The sequence below is a fragment of the Mesorhizobium sp. M0772 genome (assembly GCF_040320135.1).
In the GTDB taxonomy this organism is placed as follows: domain Bacteria; phylum Pseudomonadota; class Alphaproteobacteria; order Rhizobiales; family Rhizobiaceae; genus Mesorhizobium.
The window spans coordinates 40,324-57,527 of sequence record NZ_JAMYPB010000031.1 but is presented as its reverse complement, the minus strand read 5'-3'; the positions used below and the strand labels follow the sequence as shown (position 1 = coordinate 57,527).

11 protein-coding genes are annotated in these 17,204 nt (G+C 64.5%); 2 read left to right on the top strand and 9 right to left on the bottom strand.

The window, feature by feature from the left end; genetic code table 11:
* The first annotated feature begins 10 nt into the window (after positions 1–10).
* On the top strand, positions 11–1,255 hold the full coding sequence (locus tag NKI06_RS19990) for a caspase family protein (RefSeq protein WP_023695269.1): 1,245 nt from the start codon (positions 11–13) through the stop codon (positions 1,253–1,255).
* A 58-nt stretch (positions 1,256–1,313) separates the two neighbouring features.
* On the opposite strand, the gene NKI06_RS19985 is transcribed toward NKI06_RS19990, so the two are convergent.
* Positions 1,314–1,877, bottom strand: coding sequence for a DUF6931 family protein (locus NKI06_RS19985; protein ID WP_023714866.1), 564 nt, complete (start codon positions 1,875–1,877; stop codon positions 1,314–1,316).
* A gap of 229 nt (positions 1,878–2,106) precedes the next feature.
* On the opposite strand from NKI06_RS19985, the gene NKI06_RS19980 reads away from it, so the two are divergent.
* On the top strand, positions 2,107–2,643 hold the full coding sequence (locus tag NKI06_RS19980; protein ID WP_023714865.1) for an OmpA family protein: 537 nt from the start codon (positions 2,107–2,109) through the stop codon (positions 2,641–2,643).
* Positions 2,644–2,731: 88 nt separating this feature from the next.
* Here the strand turns inward: NKI06_RS19980 and NKI06_RS19975 are convergent, their stop codons facing one another.
* The 8 genes from NKI06_RS19975 to tagH form a co-directional block, all read right to left on the bottom strand.
* The gene (locus NKI06_RS19975) at positions 2,732–4,345 is read right to left on the bottom strand and encodes a caspase family protein (protein WP_245275325.1); all 1,614 of its coding nucleotides are present in this window, start codon (positions 4,343–4,345) and stop codon (positions 2,732–2,734) included.
* A gap of 266 nt (positions 4,346–4,611) precedes the next feature.
* On the bottom strand, positions 4,612–7,008 hold the full coding sequence (locus tag NKI06_RS19970) for a M23 family metallopeptidase (protein ID WP_352986825.1): 2,397 nt from the start codon (positions 7,006–7,008) through the stop codon (positions 4,612–4,614).
* A complete protein-coding gene (locus tag NKI06_RS19965) occupies positions 7,005–7,418 on the bottom strand; it encodes a DUF1036 domain-containing protein (RefSeq protein WP_023754015.1) in 414 nt (137 codons plus the stop codon). Before NKI06_RS19965 ends, NKI06_RS19970 begins: the two co-directional genes overlap by 4 nt.
* 59 nt (positions 7,419–7,477) lie before the next feature.
* Positions 7,478–9,847, bottom strand: a complete 2,370-nt coding sequence (locus NKI06_RS19960) for a serine/threonine-protein kinase (RefSeq protein ID WP_352986823.1) — start codon at positions 9,845–9,847, stop codon at positions 7,478–7,480.
* Positions 9,844–10,602 carry a PP2C family protein-serine/threonine phosphatase gene (locus NKI06_RS19955; RefSeq protein ID WP_023714861.1) on the bottom strand — a complete coding sequence of 253 codons (759 nt, stop codon included), beginning with the start codon at positions 10,600–10,602 and terminating at the stop codon, positions 9,844–9,846. Before NKI06_RS19955 ends, NKI06_RS19960 begins: the two co-directional genes overlap by 4 nt.
* Positions 10,603–10,759: 157 nt before the next feature.
* Positions 10,760–14,281 (bottom strand): type VI secretion system membrane subunit TssM, encoded by a 3,522-nt coding sequence (tssM, locus tag NKI06_RS19950; protein ID WP_352986822.1) that lies wholly within the window; start codon positions 14,279–14,281, stop codon positions 10,760–10,762.
* Positions 14,278–15,804 carry a type VI secretion system protein TssL, long form gene (gene tssL, locus NKI06_RS19945; protein ID WP_352986820.1) on the bottom strand — a complete coding sequence of 509 codons (1,527 nt, stop codon included), beginning with the start codon at positions 15,802–15,804 and terminating at the stop codon, positions 14,278–14,280. The genes tssM and tssL overlap by 4 nt, the downstream gene beginning before the upstream one ends.
* 250 nt (positions 15,805–16,054) lie before the next feature.
* A complete protein-coding gene (gene tagH / locus NKI06_RS19940; RefSeq protein ID WP_352986819.1) occupies positions 16,055–17,077 on the bottom strand; it encodes a type VI secretion system-associated FHA domain protein TagH in 1,023 nt (340 codons plus the stop codon).
* Between the last annotated feature and the right edge of the window lie 127 nt (positions 17,078–17,204).

The window sequence follows — 17,204 nt, the reverse complement described above, 5'->3', positions numbered from 1 at the left end:
GCGTTTGGACATGATTGCAAGTTGCGGCAACTTCATGCGCGGCATCGGCCTCGCCGTGCTGGCGCTTGCGTTGACCATGACCATTACCATGACCGCGGCCAGTGCCGAACGCCGCATCGCCCTGGTGCTCGGCAATTCCCATTACCGGAACGCTCCGGTGCTGCCCAATCCGGTGAACGATGCGCAGGCAATGTCCGATCGCCTGAAGGGGCTGGGCTTCGAAATCGTCTCCGGCCTCGATCTCACCAAGGCGCAGACGCAGGAAAAGATCGCGCAATTCGCGCGGCAGGTGCGTGGCGCCGATATCGCGCTGTTCTTCTATGCCGGTCATGGCCTGCAGGTCTCGGGCAGGAATTACCTGCTGCCTGTCGATGCGGCGCTGGAGGACGAGACCTCGCTCGACTTCGAAGCCGTGCAGGTGGACTTCATCCTGCGGCAGATGTCGCGCGAGACCAGCATCAGGCTGGTGTTCCTCGACGCCTGCCGCGACAACCCGCTCGCCGATGTGCTTGCCAAGGAGACTGGCGGCGACAGCACGGCAAGCAGCGGCCTTGCCGAAATACCGATCGAGAATGGCGGCGCCGGCACGCTGGTCGCCTTCGCTGCCAGTCCCAACCAGCTCGCCTATGACGGACCGGGCGAGCACTCGCCATTTTCGGCGGCGCTGCTTGCCCATATCGGCGAGGTCAACGTCTCGATCACCGAAGCGATGAACCGGGTTACGTCGGATGTGTTCAAGGCCACAGCCGGACGCCAGCGGCCCTGGATCAACGTTTCGCTGACCACCGATGTCGTGCTTCACAAGGTCGATCTCAAGGCGCCGCTGATCGTCGGCGATTCCGGCCCGGCTGCGCCCGAAGGCGATACGCAGGCGCGCACCGGCGCGGCCGCCAATCCGCCGGGTACGGACGCCGGCGAGCAGGCGCTGGAACAGCTGCGTGAGGAAATTCCGAAGCTGGGCTCGGACGCGCCAATCCTTTTCGATGTTCCGGTCAATTTCGGCGACCCGGCGATCGACGGCAAGAGCATCGCCCAACTCATCCAGGGCAAGCCGCACTTCAGTCCGGTCGAGGGCCTGGAAAAGTCCGTCTGGGACAACCAGTGCAGCAACTGTCATCAATGGACCGAGGAGCGGCTGTGCGACCAGGCCAAGACCTACGTCACCAATGATGCCTCGGTGTTGCGCCTGCAACACCCGCTGGGCACGCGCTTCAAGGTGGCACTCGGCAAATGGGCGCAAAACGGCTGCAAATGAGACCGCCAACAATGGGTTGGATCAGATTTCAATGAAATCTCATCACGATCCAGAGCAATCAGGCTCGGCGCAGCGCCTCGGTTTCGGCCAGATGGATGCCCATCTCGACAAAGGCGGTGAGCACGGAGAAACGGTCCGCCACCGCAACCCGCGCCAGTCCGGCCAGTATGCCGGCATTGACGGCATGCGCAGCCGGCAGCGGCCGCAGCCTCGACCCGTTGGTCTGCGGCGTCAGGCCATTGATGTGCCGTTGCGCCGCTAGCGCGATCCAGCCGGCAGGCGTCTGCTGCTGCGTCATCGCCGCCCCGGCGACAGCCTCCCGGCGGCTTGCATTGTTGGGTTCGCCGACCCAGTCCTGGATCAGTGCCAGCGTTTCGAGGTCCTGCTCTTCGAGCAGTTCGGTCAGATGCCCCAGGCACTCATGGCCCCACCAGATTGCGGCCCGGTCAGGCAGGAGATAGGCGCAAAAGGTAATCGCTTCCTCGGGGATGCGCCCGGCCAACAGCCGCCGGCAGAACTCGAGCGAGGGTTGGTCGGTCGGAACAGCCGTCATGTCCCGGGCGACAGCCGTGTTCGCGGCGAAGAGATCGCGTGCGGTCTGGAATCGAAGCCCGTTGACCATCGCTGCTGTTATCCTCCCCCAGCCCTCACTCAACCCGCCTGCGAGGCGCGGGTCAAGTCTGTCGACCACCACATGTCCATGACGTTGTTCACGGACAAACGCCTCACGGTTTGGTATATTCCACAGCCGACCGTGATCTCGACAGATCATTGTCGAACAGGAAGAGTTGGCCCGGATCCATGGATCGGGCCTGAGTGAAAATCGGATGCTCGAAACGGGAGTAACCGTTATGCAGCGGCACATTTCAGTCTTGGCATTGGCGACCGTGCTTTTCTCGACGCACGTCTATGCCGACCCACTTCAGAAATCGGAAGACATTGTAAAGTTCTTTGCCGGCGCTATCGATCACGGCGCGGCACGCGGGATTTGTGTCGGCACCGAGGACGAGTGCAAGAGCAAGACCAGCCAGAAAGAAAAGCCTCCGGAGAAGACCGGCCTCGATATGCTGATCAATTTCAGCCTGGATTCGTCCGAGCTCGACGCCAAGGCGCGCAGCGAACTCGACGAATTCGCCAAGGCGCTGAAGGACGATCGGCTGAGCAAGCTGTCCTTCGTCGTCGAAGGCTATACCGACGCATCCGGCTCGGCGACCTACAATGAAGGCCTGTCGCAGCGCAGGGCGCAATCGGTCACCGCCTTCCTCGAATCCAACGGCATCGAATCCACCCGCATCAAGGCGGTCGGTCTCGGCGAGGCCAATCCACGCAATCCCGATCCCTACGATCCCGTCAACCGGCGGGTCGAGATGCGGATCAAGGCGCAGTAGCTTCGCCGGCTGCGTCTTCCGGCCGTCGTCAAACACAACGCCGCGCGTCCAACGGACACGCGGCGCTTTTATTGTTTGACATGATCGATCAGTTCTTGAGCACGCCGCCGACCGCTACGCCGGTGCCGAAGATCAGCGCCTTGGTCAGGAAATCATTGTTGTCCCGCGGCGGCGGTTCATCCTCGCGCACGACCTCGCGGTTGCGCCTTTTCTGCACGAACTGCTGTTGCCGGCGCGGCTTCTGGGCGTACTGCTTCTTGCGTGGCTTTTCCGCCACCGGCTTCAGCGTGCGGGCCTTCTGCACCACCTGTTTCTTCTGCTTGTCCACTCCGGCCTGGTCGGCCTCGTGCCTGGCACGAACGGCCTCCATCATCGGGTCCGTCTGGATAACCAGGAACGCCAGTTGCTCGCGCGTCAGGAAGGTGGTCGGAGGCAGCCCGTTCCCCTCTTGCCAGTCGCCGATCGCTTGCCGGGTCTTGGCGCCAATATTGCCGTCAACGCGGCCAAGCTCGTTGCCCAGCGCCTCGACGCGCAATTGCAGGTCGATGCGGCCCTGGCGATCGAGACCGATCGCGTTCTCCGTCGCCTCGGTGCCCAGCACCTTCTTCATGTCGTCCGAAATGCCTACCGAGGTGCGCACGGCAGAACCCGAGTTCGCTTCTTCGGCAGCAAGCGCGGCGACGTCCCGTTCCTGGGCTTTCGGATCGTTCAGCGCATCGATGTTGAGCCGCGCCACCGTGGCGAAGCGGCCATTCGGGAACTGTTCGAGATAGGCTTCGTAGAATGGCGCGGTGTTGCGCTTCGAGGCCTCGTCCCAAAGCCGCTGCTCGACTTCCCACGAAGGCGGTTCGCTGGTGACGAGAGCAGGGGCGGGCGCTGCCGCGGCGTTCGCGTCATCGGCGGCCGGTCTTACCATCGGCGCGGCTTGGGCGGCCGGTTTGCCAAGGAAAACCTCGCGGCCCAGCGATGCGTTGTGCCATGGCCGCTGGCGGCCTTGCGTGGTCTCGGCCACTTCGCCGCGCACCCGCGTCAGCGCGCTCTGGATCTCGACGCCGGGTTCGGTCAGGTGCCTGGCGAGCGCGGTCGAGTAGGGGCTGTCGACGCCGTTGCCGTCAAAGGCGATGGCGCCCGGGTCGGTGGCATAGGCAATCAGGATGCCGCCGGTGCCGACGCCCTCTGATTTAGGGTCGATCGGCGCCAGGCCGGTGCCCAGCGCGGTGGAGCGGGTCTTCGGCATCGCGGCCGCCAGTGTGCGTGCCAGCGGATTGTCGCGGCAGGCATCGAGGATGATGACGCCGACCGCCGGGTCGGGTGGCAATGCGGCCATGAAGTCGTCGATCTGGACGGTGCGGGTCTTGAGATAGGCAGGTGACGTCAGTTCGGCGTCGACCGGGATCAAAAAGTTCTTGCCGTCGACCTGCATGCCGTGGCCGGCATAGAAAATGACGGCGAGGTCGGCATCGTAGGACTGCTCGGTGAATTTGCTGATCAGGCTGTGCATGCCGGCATTGTCCTGGTCGACGCCCTCGATCACCTCGAAGCCGGCATTGCGCAGCGTCGATGCGATGAGATGCGCGTCATTGGCCGGATTGGGCAATTCGACGGCATGGACGTATTTGCTGTTGCCGATGACCAGCGCGACGCGTTTGACGCCACCGGCATCCGGCGCCGCCGCCTGGACGGTGCCAAGCGCGGTCAGCATTAACAGAAAAAATCCGCTCAAAAGGACGGCAAACGCTTTCATGGGATCGGCCCTCCGCCCCAATGGGGCGCGTTTATTGATGGCTGCGCATGCTAAATTTCACCAGCGACTGTATCGCTTCTGCCAAAATGGCTGTTGGGCGTATGTGATCCCAGCCACAGTTTTGGTTCACAAGGACCCAAAAACCTTCCCAAATATCCGCAAACATACCATTCGCCGGCCTCAGAACCAATCGGCTTGGCGAAAGCCGGGGCGAACTGCCAGCTCTAGCTCGGCTCAAGAGTATTTTGGATCGAGCCGACCAGTGCCGTTATCGCCTGCTTGTATTTTTCGAACTCCGGCGATGTCTGGCGGACTTCCGTCATCGTCTGCTGGCCCGCATCGGTGGTGGCGGGCGTCGGCAATTTGCGGCCCATCTTCCGTTCCGCCCAGTCGACGACGTAGCTGGCGGTCTTGCCGGCAAGAAACGGGTTGGCCTGGATAACGGACGAGCCGAGCACGGCGCTCAACTGCGCCGATCCCGGCGACGCCAGCACCTGATGGGCGCCTTCCATACCGAGGAAATGGCAGAGATAGAGCCGGCCGGCGGTGATCTGGTGGCCACGCGCCTTGAGATAGGCTTCGCCCTCGCGCGCCAGATTGCGCACCATCTCACGCGAGATGGTGGCGTCGTAGCGCAAAGCGAGCAGGTCTGCGGTCGACAGCGAGCGCGCCAGTTCGGGACGATAGGTGTTCATCATCCGGATCCAGGTCTTGGATATGAACTGGCCGGCGCCTGTCGCCGAAGACAGCGGGTTCTTGGCCCGCGCGCTACCGCCCGATTCGACGTGGACGATACGGTCGGTCAGCGTTTCGACGGCGGGATCGCTGGAAGTGACGGCGATTGCAGCGGTCACTGTTCCGAGCGGATCGATCGCCTGACCGCTCTGATAGAGTTCGAAATGCAAATGTGGCCCGGTCGACAGGCCGGTGGTGCCGATATAGCCGATAATGTCGCCGGCCTTCACCTTGGTGCCGACACCGCTGGCAATGGCGAATTTCGACATATGCGCGTAGCGCGTCTCGCGGCCGCCGCCATGGGCGATCTTGACCACATTGCCGTAGCCGCCGCCGTCGCCCTGGAAGATGATCTCGCCGTCGAAGGCTGCTGCGATCGGGGTCCCCACGGGTGCTGCCCAGTCGACGCCCTTGTGGATGCGAACAACGCCCAGGATCGGATGCTTGCGCGGCCCGAAGGTCGACGTCATGACACCGTTGACCGGCGTCACCATGCCGTTGGCCACCGTCAGCGAGCGCACCTGGTCATCGCCCGAGACGCAGGAAAACTGGCCGTCGCCCTGCTGGAAAACGAAACAATCCAAGCTCTTTTGCGTGCCTTGTATACCGACATAGAGCACCCGTCCGTCCGTCTCGTTCTTGCCGCGCGGCGTCTGCGAATAGATCAGCACAAGGCGCTGGTCCTCGCTGGCGAAAGCATCCAGATCCTGTCCGCGCGACAGATACATAATGGCTTCGCCGATGATGCCGCTCGGCACATTGTTGCGGGCCGCCGTCGAATAGATCGCGTCGAGCAGGCGGTATTGCCGTTTCTGCGTGCCTTCGGTCTCGGCGCCCGAATAATTGAACAGGTCCTCGCGCACCCACGGGTCGACGCCCGACACGAAGGCACCGGCCGCGTTGCGTGTCAGCGTGCCGACAAAGACGTTCCTGGCGTAGATCGAGACCTGCATCAGCGACATCGTCGTGGTCTCGCGCGTCGGCCTAAAGCCGCGCATCGCCACGACATAACCAGGCTGCAGGCCGTTCTTGTCGAACAGCGCCTTCAGCGCCTCGCCGGCAAGCTTTGCGTCGTCGGCGGAAAAATGCGCATCGAGCGCCACGCTGTCCAGGCTGCGGTCATTGAGGATTTTCACGAAAATGTCCTGGGTCGCCTCGAAGCGCTGGTATTCCGAGCTGACGTTGGCAACGCTGGTGTTGTTTTCGACCGCTGTCTTCTGAAAGGCGGGGAGTGCTGCTTCGCCCTCATCGATGGTCTCGCCCCAGCCGGCCTCGGGGTCATCGGCCGCCGTCGATGCACCCGGAGCGACCTGCGGGTCAGGAGCTGGGCCGGAGGCCGCCGGAGCCCCGTCCGCGCCGGGCGATGGCTTCAGATCGTTCTGCAGGTCATTCTGCGGATCGCCGGTTTCGGCGGGTGGCGCGACCGCGGTCTTCCGCTGCGCCTGGAAGAAGGCGAAATCCTCCTGCGTCGAGGGGATCGTCGTCATGAATTTTTCGCTGGCGCTCAGCATCACGTCGGAGAGAACCATGATCTGAGGGGAGATGCCGGCCTGGTCGAGCTCCGTCGGGCGCGGCATCCCGCGGCTCTTGGCGGCGCCCGCCCCCGGCGCCAGTGTGATCCACATCGGGTCGCCGGCAAGGTCGATGATGGCCGGCACGTAGACCGATGCGTCGGCCGGCACGTCGTCCGAGCCTTCGACGGCGTGCAGTTCCTCGTCTTCGTCGCCGAACGACCAGTAGTCGGCGGTAAGATAAAAGCCGGTGGCAATCGCGGCGAGGACGATTGTCGCCAGGCCAGCCGCCAGCCCGATCCAGATCCTGCGCCTGCGCAGCGCGGCGCGCGCCTGCTTCTTTGCCTTGAAGCTGGTGTCGATGCTGTGCGTCACGGTGCGCTTCCGGTCAGGAAGAAGGTCCAGCGCACCTGTTCCTGCGTGTCGACTTCGAGAAACTTCGCCGCGATATGGCCGCGCTGCCAGCATTCATCGATGCCGCGGATCGAGAACCGCCGCCGCTCGATGCACATGTCGGTGGAGCCTGCCAGGATGGCGTGGCCGAAGACATCCGTCGCGTAGATGTAGATGTAGCGGTTGGTCAGCTCCTCGCGAATGACGTTGACGCATTGATTGGCGCCGATGGTCCACCAGCCATCGGTCTGGTCGGCATCGTCGACCTTCTGACCGACGGCAAGATTGACGACGTCGAGCGTCCGGTTGCAGACGGTGAATTCGGCGCGCGCCTGCCCGGTGGAAAGAAGCGCCAGCAATAGCGTCGCGACCGCGCTCGCGGAGAGCTTCACCCGCACGTTCCGGGCAAGCAGGACGGGATCACGGCGACGGCGTTGCATCGGCGTCGGTGCTACCCGCCGAGGCGGAAATATTTGGCGGTCGCCGAAAATGCCGAACTCCTGGCGCCGATCTCGTCGAGTATCCTGGGCAACAGCACCGAGGCCGGCGTCGGCGTTGTGAAGTCCGCCGCCTTTATGTCCTGCGGCCCGGTGATCACCATGATGATCTGCGGCAACGCCTTGCCTGCCGCCTTGTCGGCGGCGCCGAGCCCGATCGGGATCGAGAAGGTCGCCTTGTCGGCTTGTACGACAACATGATCGTCGAGGTTGAAGGCGATGCCCCTGTGGTCGATCAGGAACACGCTCGACACCAGCCCGCCATGCGTCACCAGCGTGCCGTCGATCGGCGAGCCGTCCGGCACCGATGTCTGGTCGAGGACAAGCTGCGGCCTGTCGGCCGTGCTCGCGCCCATGAAACGCAGGAAGCCGGTGATCCCGCATTGCGGGGGCTGGATAAGGCGGACGCTGATATCCGGCTCGACATGGAACTTCGCCTGGAATTCCCCAAGCAACTGTTCGAAGGGTGGCACCGACGTGCCGAAGCCCTCGATCGCGACACCCTTGTCGGCGGCCGACGTCACCGTCGCAAAAAAACAATCACCACCATTGAAGGCGCGTACCCAGGTGACCCGCTCGGCGGCCGCATCGGCCGGTGGCGGCACCTCCGGCTTGGGCACGTTCATGGCAATGTCGGGCTCTGCGGACTTGTCGGCCTGCTCACCGCTGGCGATATCGGGCTGGCTCGGCTTAGGCTCCGCGGTCGGTTCAGGCGCCCGCGCCTTGGGCTCGGGCGCTTGAGCGGTGGGTTCCGGCGTCGGTGCTGTGGGTTTGGGGGCCTCGGCCGTCGGTTCAGGTGTTTGCGTGGCTGGCGCTGTCGCCTTGGGCTCTACCGGCGGACTGACAAGCTCGGGGTTCTTCGCGGCATCGGGCTTCGACGGGCCGGATGGCGGTTGCAGCGCAACGGTCTTGTCGATTGGTTCGGCCGGCTGCGGGGCCGTAGCGCTCGACGCGACTGGCGGCGTCGGCTGCGGCTCGACCGGCGCTTTGGCCTGATCTTCAGCCGCAGTCTCCGCTGGTTGCGGCTTTGGCACCGTCTTCTCGACCGGCGGAGTGGCCGGAGCGGGCTTGTCAGCGACGATCGGCTTTGTCAGTTCGGGTTGGAGCGGCTTGCCGGTGTCGGTGAGGCGAGGCCGGTCTCCGAATCCCACGATACCCGATGCATAGAGCCCTCCAAGCGATACCATGACCACCGCCGCCAGCACCGCGATCGTCAGATTTCTGCCTGTAGTAGCACGCTTCGGCGGTGTGCTTGCTCGCTTGGGAGTTTCAGCAGCCGATTTCGGCTGCGACAGGTGCGCCGGGCGCACGTGCGGCACGAAAGACGGCTCCGCCGTGCCGCTTGGCGGGGCCGAACCGAAGCCTTGGGCCGGCGAGTCCCCGATCTTCGAGACAGGCCCTGCGGTCTGCCCGGTTCGCGGCAGACCGGGCCGGGGCGCGAGCGATGCCGGCGGCAAGGTCGCGTCGCTGTCGTCGCGCGTCAACCGGGCGATTTCGGCCATGCTGGCCGGTCGATCATCCGGGTCAGGCTGCAGCATCGCTTCGACGATGTCCCTGAAATCGGCATCGATGCCGGAGAGATCAGGGACGGTCCGCCGTTTTTCGACGATCTCGTATTGCGAGCCGCCCATATCGATCGGCTTGCCGCGCAGCGCCGCCGCCAGCACCAGCCCCAGGCTGTAGATGTCGGACTGTTCGCTGACCTCGCCGCCATAGAGCCCGAGCTGCTCGGGGGAGACGTAATTGTATTTTCCGGCAAACTTGCCGCCGATCAGCGTCTCGCCACCGACCGCGGCCGATCGCGCAATGCCGAAATCGATGATCTTTGCCCGCTCGACCCGGCCGCCCGGCAGGATGATGTTGTCGGGCGACAGATCGCGGTGGATGGCGCCGGCCTGGTGCACGGCGCTCAGGCCCGAGGCCAGCCGGTGGCACAGTTTGCGCACATCCGGAGTCGCCATCGCCCCGCCGCGCATGACGTCGTACAGCGACTGGCCGTCGACGAATTCCATCGCCAGATAGGGCCGCCCGATGCCGGGATCTATGGTGAAGACGTGGTAGCGCACGACCGCGTCATGCGACAGATGGTTGAGGATCGAGGCTTCCTTGCGAAACAGCGACAGGATCGTCTGATCGCGGGCGAATTCCGGCAGCACGATCTTGATCGCGACATGATCGCCGGTCTGGATGTTGTGGCCGCGATAGACTTCGCCCATGCCGCCCGACGCGATGCGTTCGTCGAGCTCGTAGATGCCGCTGAGCTGCGTGCCGACGCTGGTATCCGCCATGTTGGGCAATAGCCGGGTCTTGTCGTCGGAGCTCATCGGTCGCGGCCTTCTGCTCGGGACAGGCCATTGCCTTTGTCTCTGATCTTGACCAGAACGATGGTGACGTTGTCCGTGCCGCCGCGCTCAAGCACCATGGAAAGTAGCTTTTCGCAGGCAGCCTGCGGCGCTGCCGAGAGCACTGCAGCCGCAATCTCCGCGTCACTGACATGCGCCGTCAGCCCGTCCGTGCTGAGGATGAAGATGTCGCCGGCAAGGGTCTCTCCCTGCTGGAAGTCGATGGCGATTTCGTCGTTGACGCCGATGGCGCGGGTGATGACGTTGCGGCGCGGCCAGTTCTCCGCTTCGGCTGCGCTGATCGCGCCGCTGTCGAGCAGTTCCTGCACCTCGGTGTGGTCGCGCGAAATCTGCGAGATCGCGGCGTTGCGCACGAGATAGACGCGGCTGTCGCCCGACCACAGGCAGGCGAACCTGCCGTCCATGGCCAGCAGTGCGGCAACGGTGGAGCCGATGGTCACGCCGCGTGAGCGCGAAATCCGGCGAATCTCGGCATGCGCCCGGTTCAGCCGATCCTCAAAGCGGGCGCGCAGATCCGGCGCCGAACTGGCGATGCCGATCGTCGCCAGATGCTCGACAATGCTTGCCGAAGCGACTTCTCCGGCCTCGTGCCCGCCCATGCCGTCGGCCACCACCCAGAGGCCGATCTGCGGCTCGACCAGAAAGCTGTCCTCATTGTGGTCGCGCACGCAGCCCTTGTGGCTCACGCCGTAGCTCTCAAAGGCGGCATCGTTCACTTGCCTACGCTCCGCAACGCCTTGGCTGACGTGCCTGGCCAGTCTGCCACAGCCCCATTCATTAGAGTATCGAAATCTAAGCCGCTGATGACGGACGGTGTGGTGCCGCCGCTGTCTCTGCGTCCTGCAATCTTTGGTCCTGCCATGCAATTCCCCATCAGAAAGCCTTCGGACAGCTGAACGCGGAGAGCGCCGGCAGCGTGAACGGATTACCGTCCTCCCCGGTCTTGATCGTGTAGGCGACATCGCGCCCGCCGATGAGGAAATGCGCTTCGAGACTGTCGCCATTGGCGGTGACCTGCCCCTTGTCCAGCAATCGTTTCAACGCCCAGGGACCGTCGAACTTGATTGCGGACTCGCGGCCGGGCAGCTCCGGCGTCAGGCTGAGACTGGCCGAACCGGTCTTGCCCGGCCACGGAATCAGGCCCGGCGTGTTGCCGGCTTGGGTGGCCTGCAGCACCTGGCCGTCGATATTGAGCAGCGCCATGTCGGCATCGCCATGCAGCGACAGCGGCGTGAAGGTGATGTTGATCGACGGCACCGGCCCGCCGAGCGGAAAGAAAGCCGCGCGGATTTGTGCCGCGAGCTGAAAGTTCTTCAGCGTCGATTTCGCCAGATTGCGGCCGAACCTGGTGTCCTGTTTCCAGTCCCAGTCCTGGCCGCTCATGTCGACCAGCGACGCCAGGTTCTGCGCGAAAAACCGGTCGAGAACCCCGCCCGGAGAAAACAATCTGGCAAAATCCGCCATGGCGACATCGTCGGTGCCGGCGGGGGCGAATGGAAAGCGCCCGGCAATCACCTCTTCGCACGGACGGCCGACGGTCTCCTCCAGCATCTCGTTGAGACGCGTGGTCGATGTTTCGGCGACGGTGCCCTCGAAATCGTCCGCCGCCGCGCTCACCATCCTGGCCAGCGCCTTCGGCAGCCGCGAAGCATTGGCGCGCAACGTCGAGATCTGCAGCTGCAGATTGGCGTTGGCCTGGTCCGTCTGGGCGGGGACATCGGCGGCCAGCCGCACGCTCTGATAGATTTCGCGGAAATTCTGGGTGAGGGCGTCGAGCGGCCGCTGCTCCGGCGCCCCGGCCACCAAAGCCTGGAAAGATCGGAACTGGGCTTCGATGTTGGCGCCGGGATCCTGGTTCTGGGTGCTGACAAAGGCGGTCCCGGCCCTGCTCTGCGATTTGCGCGCCGCAATCTCGATGCCGATGCGGGCGAGGCCCTTGGCGCGCGCGGCGATTTCCTGGTCGCTGTCTTGAGACGGCGCAGCCGGATTGCGCTCTTGCGTCAAAGCTGTTTCGCGCGCGATCGCCTCGAACAGCTGCATCAGCGGCGAACTCGGTGATCCCGCTGCGGACAGCGCCAGATATTGCGGTTTGTCGGCGGTCACTGCCTTGAACTTCAACCTGTCGAGCACCTCGTTCCACGCCGCCGCAAAACTCTTGCCATAGCGGTCGAGAAGTTCCGGGCCGAGCTTGAGCAATTCCTGGTCGAAGCCGCCTTGCTCGCCGCTCGAGCCGATCACCCATTGATCGTCGACCAGCGCCTGCGCGCTCCTGGCAAGTTGCGCCAGATAGAAGTCGAAGCCGGCATGGGTGTAGAGACCGGGGACGCGAAGGCCGGCGAGATCGTTTCCGTCATTGCGCTCGAACAGCATCGGCGCTTCCGGGCCGGCTTGCGAGGCCACCGAAAAATCGTCCAGCGCCGCCGCATAGGTGGCCGACTGGATGAGAGCGGTGGCGCGATCGGCAAGGCTCATGCGGCCGAGCGAGCGCTGGGCGGATTCGACCAGCGTGCGGTTGAGTTCGAACGAGGGATCCTGGTCGTTGTCGAGCGCCAGCATGGCGCGCAAATGCTTCTCCAATTGCGCCCGGCCGTCGCGATTGTGGGCGCCGGGATAGCGGTTCTGTTCCCAGTCCCGTTTCAGCCAGGTGACGACCAGCTCGTCATCCACTTTCGGCGCCTTGCCGCCCAGCATCAGGTAAATCTTCAGCGGCTCGTACAGCGCCATCGGATCGGCCATCCTGGCCTCGATCGTGCGTTCGAGCTGGAACAGCAGGCGCGAGCGGAACATGCGCTCCAGCCCTTGCCGGTAGGCAGTCTCGGAAGCCGAAAGGATACGCTCACGCTGGCTGAGGCCGAACGTCGCCGTGGCCGGCGTCGGCTGATCCTTGGTGTCATAGCCGGCTGGTAGGCCGCGCAGCGCATCTAGCGCGCCGATGACGGTTTCGAGGTCGGCATCCGACACCGTCGTCCTGGCCAGCAGCGGCGCGGCTGTCGCGCGGTATTGGCCTGCCGCCTGGCCGGTCGCGGCGACCAGCGATTTGTTGGTCGTAAAGCTCAGGCCGAGAACGCCAAGCGCGGCGATCGCTATGGCCGCGATCGCTGTCAGGCCAGCGTAGCGGGCGATCGCAACGCGCCTGTCGGCCGCCCTGTCATAGGACACCCAGCCGGACTCGGCGAAAATGACGCGGCTCAACAGATCGTGCAGGAAGAAGCTTTTGCCGGTGCCGGAAAGATGCGCCTGGGCATTCCTGCCGAAACTGCGGCCTATGCTGCCCAGCAACTGGTCGATCGGCGTGCCTTCCTGCGTGCCGGAAGAAAAATACAGGCCGCGCAGGGGGGCGTTCAGCTGCTTGCGCGTCGGCTCGAAAACGCCCTCGAGGAAATTCACGATCCGGCCTTTCAGCGCACCGATCTGCGCGGCGAAGCCGAAAATGGCGATGCGCGCGACCGGATCGGTCTCCGCCTGCAGCCGCTCGCTCATCTCTTCGGTCAGGCGCTTCACCAGCGCGTCGAATTCGGCTGGCGCTTCTGCGACCATGTTCAGGCCGCGCTCGGCGGTCTGGAAGGTCGCGCCCCACACCTTGCGCCGGCGTGCTTCGTCGAAACCGCCGAAATATTCCATGAATCCGGAGACCAGGTCGGCCTTGGTGAACAGCACGTAGACGGGAAAGCGGACCTTCAGGACCTCGTGGATTTCCTGCAGGCGGCTGCGGATCTCGGCGAGACGGGCCGCCTGCTCTCCGTCCGCCATCAGATCGGCAAGGCTGATCGCCAGGATGACGCCATTGATCGGCTGACGCGTCCGGTGCCGCTTGAGCAGCGACAGGAACGCCAGCCAGCTTTTGCTGTCGGTCCGTGCATGGGAATCCTGCGTCGTGTAGCGCCCGGCCGTGTCGATCAGCACCGCCTCGTCGGTGAACCACCAGTCGCAATTGCGCGTGCCGCCGACACCCGCCACCGGCTGCGCCTGGCCCGACCCGGCAAGCGGAAAGTTCAGGCCGGAATTGACCAGCGCGGTGGTCTTGCCGGCGCCCGGCGGGCCGATGACGATGTACCAGGGCACGTCGTAGAGGAAGTTGCGCTTGCCGCTCGATTGCCTGAGCGTCGCGACCGCCTCGTTCATGCGAGCTTCCAGCACCTTTGCATCGCTGCCGTCATCCTCGGCGCTGGCCATGGCGGCCTCCAGCGCCTTCTGCGCCTTGCGCCTGCGCCAGAACCGGATTGCATAAATGACCACCACTGTTCCGACGACGGCGCCGATGATCGCTGCCCGCAGCCAGATGGGATCCAACGGCCGGGCGCCGGCAAAGCGGATCAACGGGCCGGCGTACCAGACCGCGGCGGCAAAGCCGGCGAGCGCGAGCGCGCTGAAGATGCGCAGCAGCCAGCCGGTCACAGCGTCTCCTCCCGCGGGATCATTACATCGACACGGCGGTTCTTGGCGCGGCCCTCCGGCGTTGCATTGTCGGCGATGGGCTCGTCCTCGCCTTTGCCCTCGACCTTTGTCCGCGACGGATCGCTGAAATGCGCTGCGATCATCTTTTCCACCGACTGGGCACGGGCGACGGAGAGGTCGAAATTCGATTTGAAGGCGCTGGTCTTCTTCGGTTTGACGTTGTCGGTGTGGCCGACGATCCGGATCGGCCCGCGCTCCGCATCGAGAGCCGCCGCGATGCTGGTGGCCACCGGCTCGAACTCCGGCTTGACCTCGGCTCGTCCCGACTGGAACAGCAGGGCGTTGCTGATTTCCACGATGATGAAATCACCCTTGGTGCCGACGCTGACGCCGCCGGCTTCGATCTCCTTGGCCAAGGCAGTGCGGATGCGATCGACCTGCCCAATCGTCGTTGGCGCTGCGACGACCTTCACCTCCTCGGTCAACGGGACGAAGCCGGTGCGCTCGATGGTGACCGGCGTCGCCGGATTGAGCGCCAGCAACTCGCCGGCAACAGCCTCGCCACCATTGGTGATGAGCACGCGCAGCGTGAAAAAGGCTGCGGTCAAGCCCGCCGCGGTTGCAGCGGCTATGACCCAGAGCGGAACCCGCCTGGAGCCTTGCGCTGATGTGACCGACAAGCCTTGCCAGCGCGGCGAGATGCCGTCGTCACCGGGGACGCGGAAATAGGCTGATGTCTCGTAGACGTCGCGGCGGACCCGTTCGAGGCTCTCGCGCGGCTGGCCGCGATACTGGCCTTCGAAGCCAAGCGACAGGCAGACATGCATCAGCTCGATGAGATTGCGATGAGGTTCCGGCGTCGCCAGCACCGTGTTCAGCGCCTGGAAAAAACCGGCGCCGGTGGGTTTGACCTGGAAGAAGCGCTGCAGCATGGCGTGCTGCGCCCACGCATCCCGGCTGGAACCGGGCAGATTGGCGACGATATCGTCGGCGGTTTCGCAAAGCACATAGCTGGCGATGCGCGCATCCTCTTCCGAGGTATCGGTCCTGGCGATCTTGCGGTCGAAATCCTCGATCAGGCCGGCGACATGCTGCGCCAGCGGCTCGGCCGGTCTTTCGACAGCCATCAGCCGCAGATGCCCAAGCAGTATCAGCAAGGGCGCCGCGGCAGCGACGATCGGGTTGGCCGCGCCATAATCGACGGCATCGCTGGCGCCGAGCAGCGCATCCCATGGCGTTTTCCCCGCCGTCCCGGCTGAGCCGTGAACGGGCGGATCGGCCGGCGCGTTGGCGAAGGGCGTTCCCTGATAGATCACCGTCCCCGTGACGTCGGACGGCGGCTGGCGGCCGGCGTTGGGATCGAAAACCGTGGGTTCCGGGACGCTGGCAGGGGCGATCACCGTACTGCCGGGGGCCGGCGCATCGCGGGCGAGAACCGTCTTTTGCTTGCGGCCGGGATTGGGGCGGCTGGGGCGGATGACGGTTTTGCCGGTCGGATCGAAAGGATCATCCTTCGAGCTCATCGCCGATCCCTGCCTCTACGCCCGCGCGCCGCGACGCACAGCGCCATGTCCGCGCAAACGCGGACCGCAGGACGCTATCTCGCCGTGACATGACATGTGCCGCAGACCCCCGAGGTCGACCAACCGTACCCGCGTGCTCAATCGTCGTATGTGATCGTAGTCTCAGAAGGTTGCGATGGAAACCCGGCGCAATTTTGGTGGCCGGCCCGTGCTCGGGTCGCCTTCACGGTGTCTTCAGCGGTGCGCGGGCTTAGCCCTTGCCGGTCTTCTGTTTGGCGGCCTTGGCATAGGCTTCACTGAAATAGGTGAGGAATATGTCCAGCATGCCGTTCTCGTGCGCTTCCTCCTTGGCCCGCCAGGTCGCGACCAGCGCGTCCCAGGCGCGCGTTTTCTTCGAGGCAAAGGAGGATGGCGGCAGTTTTTTCGCAATCGCCTCGGGCGACAGATCGTCAAGCAACCGCGACAGCGCTGCCTGCATGGCGGCGAAGGTGGCGAATTCATGTGTTTTGAGGTCGTGGAAAGCGTCTTCGATGCTGTGCCTGGCATCGAGATAGCCGGCCCTGCGCCGCGCGAACATGATGTCGAGGATTTCGTCTGTCCCGGGCACGAACTTTAGCGGATTGTTGTCGGCGGAATTGATCATGGTCCGGTCGCTGGTCTTGGCCAGGACTTTTGCAGCGGCGCGCGCCTTCAACAGCAACACCAGCTCGTCGACGACGATGCGCAGCACCGCGCCGATCTCGCCGGCTACCTCCTGCGGTTGGCGCAGCAAAAGCACCTCTGGCGGAATGCCGGCGCCGGCGGCAATCGCGCGCAGGATCTCGTCGGCTTGCTGCGGCCGGCTGGAGACCGAAGCGGGTGGCGCGGTCGGTGACCGTGGCGATGCGACATGGTCTGGAAAGGATCCGGCACCAGGCATCTGCCGTTGCGTCGAACCATGGCCACCGAAGGCTGGGTTCCCGTCATCGATCGACACCGAGACGATATAGCGGCCGATCCGGAGCCGGTCACCTTGCGCCAACCGATGCGGGCCGGTCAGGCGCTGGCTCGACCCGTTGACGAATGTGCCGTTGCGCGAGACGTCGTGGAGAAAAAAGGCGCCGCCTTCGTAGCGGATTTCGCAATGTCGGCCGGAGATGAACTTGTCAGGATCGGGCAAGGTCCAGGCGCAGTTCTCCCGCCCGATCTCGAAGCCGCGGTCGCGCGATGCGTAGCCGGGCGGCAGCCCGGCAGGCAGGACATCGACATTGCTGATCTGCAGACTGATGAACATGCGCTATGGACCGTCGACCGCTGCCGTTTCCATTGATCCGATGTGCCACAGTCTAGCAGCTTGCGGGCACAGCGGGAGAGCGGCGTTTCACACTGGCGAAAGCGGCGCAAACAGCAACGGCCTGCCG

Coding starts and splice junctions, on each gene's coding strand:
- NKI06_RS19960 (WP_352986823.1), bottom strand. CDS start 9,847: ATGAGCTCCGACGACAAGACCCGGCTATTGCCCAACATGGCGGATACC.
- tagH (WP_352986819.1), bottom strand. CDS start 17,077: ATGTTCATCAGTCTGCAGATCAGCAATGTCGATGTCCTGCCTGCCGGG.
- NKI06_RS19990 (WP_023695269.1), top strand. CDS start 11: ATGATTGCAAGTTGCGGCAACTTCATGCGCGGCATCGGCCTCGCCGTG.
- NKI06_RS19980 (WP_023714865.1), top strand. CDS start 2,107: ATGCAGCGGCACATTTCAGTCTTGGCATTGGCGACCGTGCTTTTCTCG.
- tssL (WP_352986820.1), bottom strand. CDS start 15,804: ATGAGCTCGAAGGATGATCCTTTCGATCCGACCGGCAAAACCGTCATC.
- NKI06_RS19985 (WP_023714866.1), bottom strand. CDS start 1,877: ATGGTCAACGGGCTTCGATTCCAGACCGCACGCGATCTCTTCGCCGCG.
- NKI06_RS19975 (WP_245275325.1), bottom strand. CDS start 4,345: ATGCTGACCGCGCTTGGCACCGTCCAGGCGGCGGCGCCGGATGCCGGT.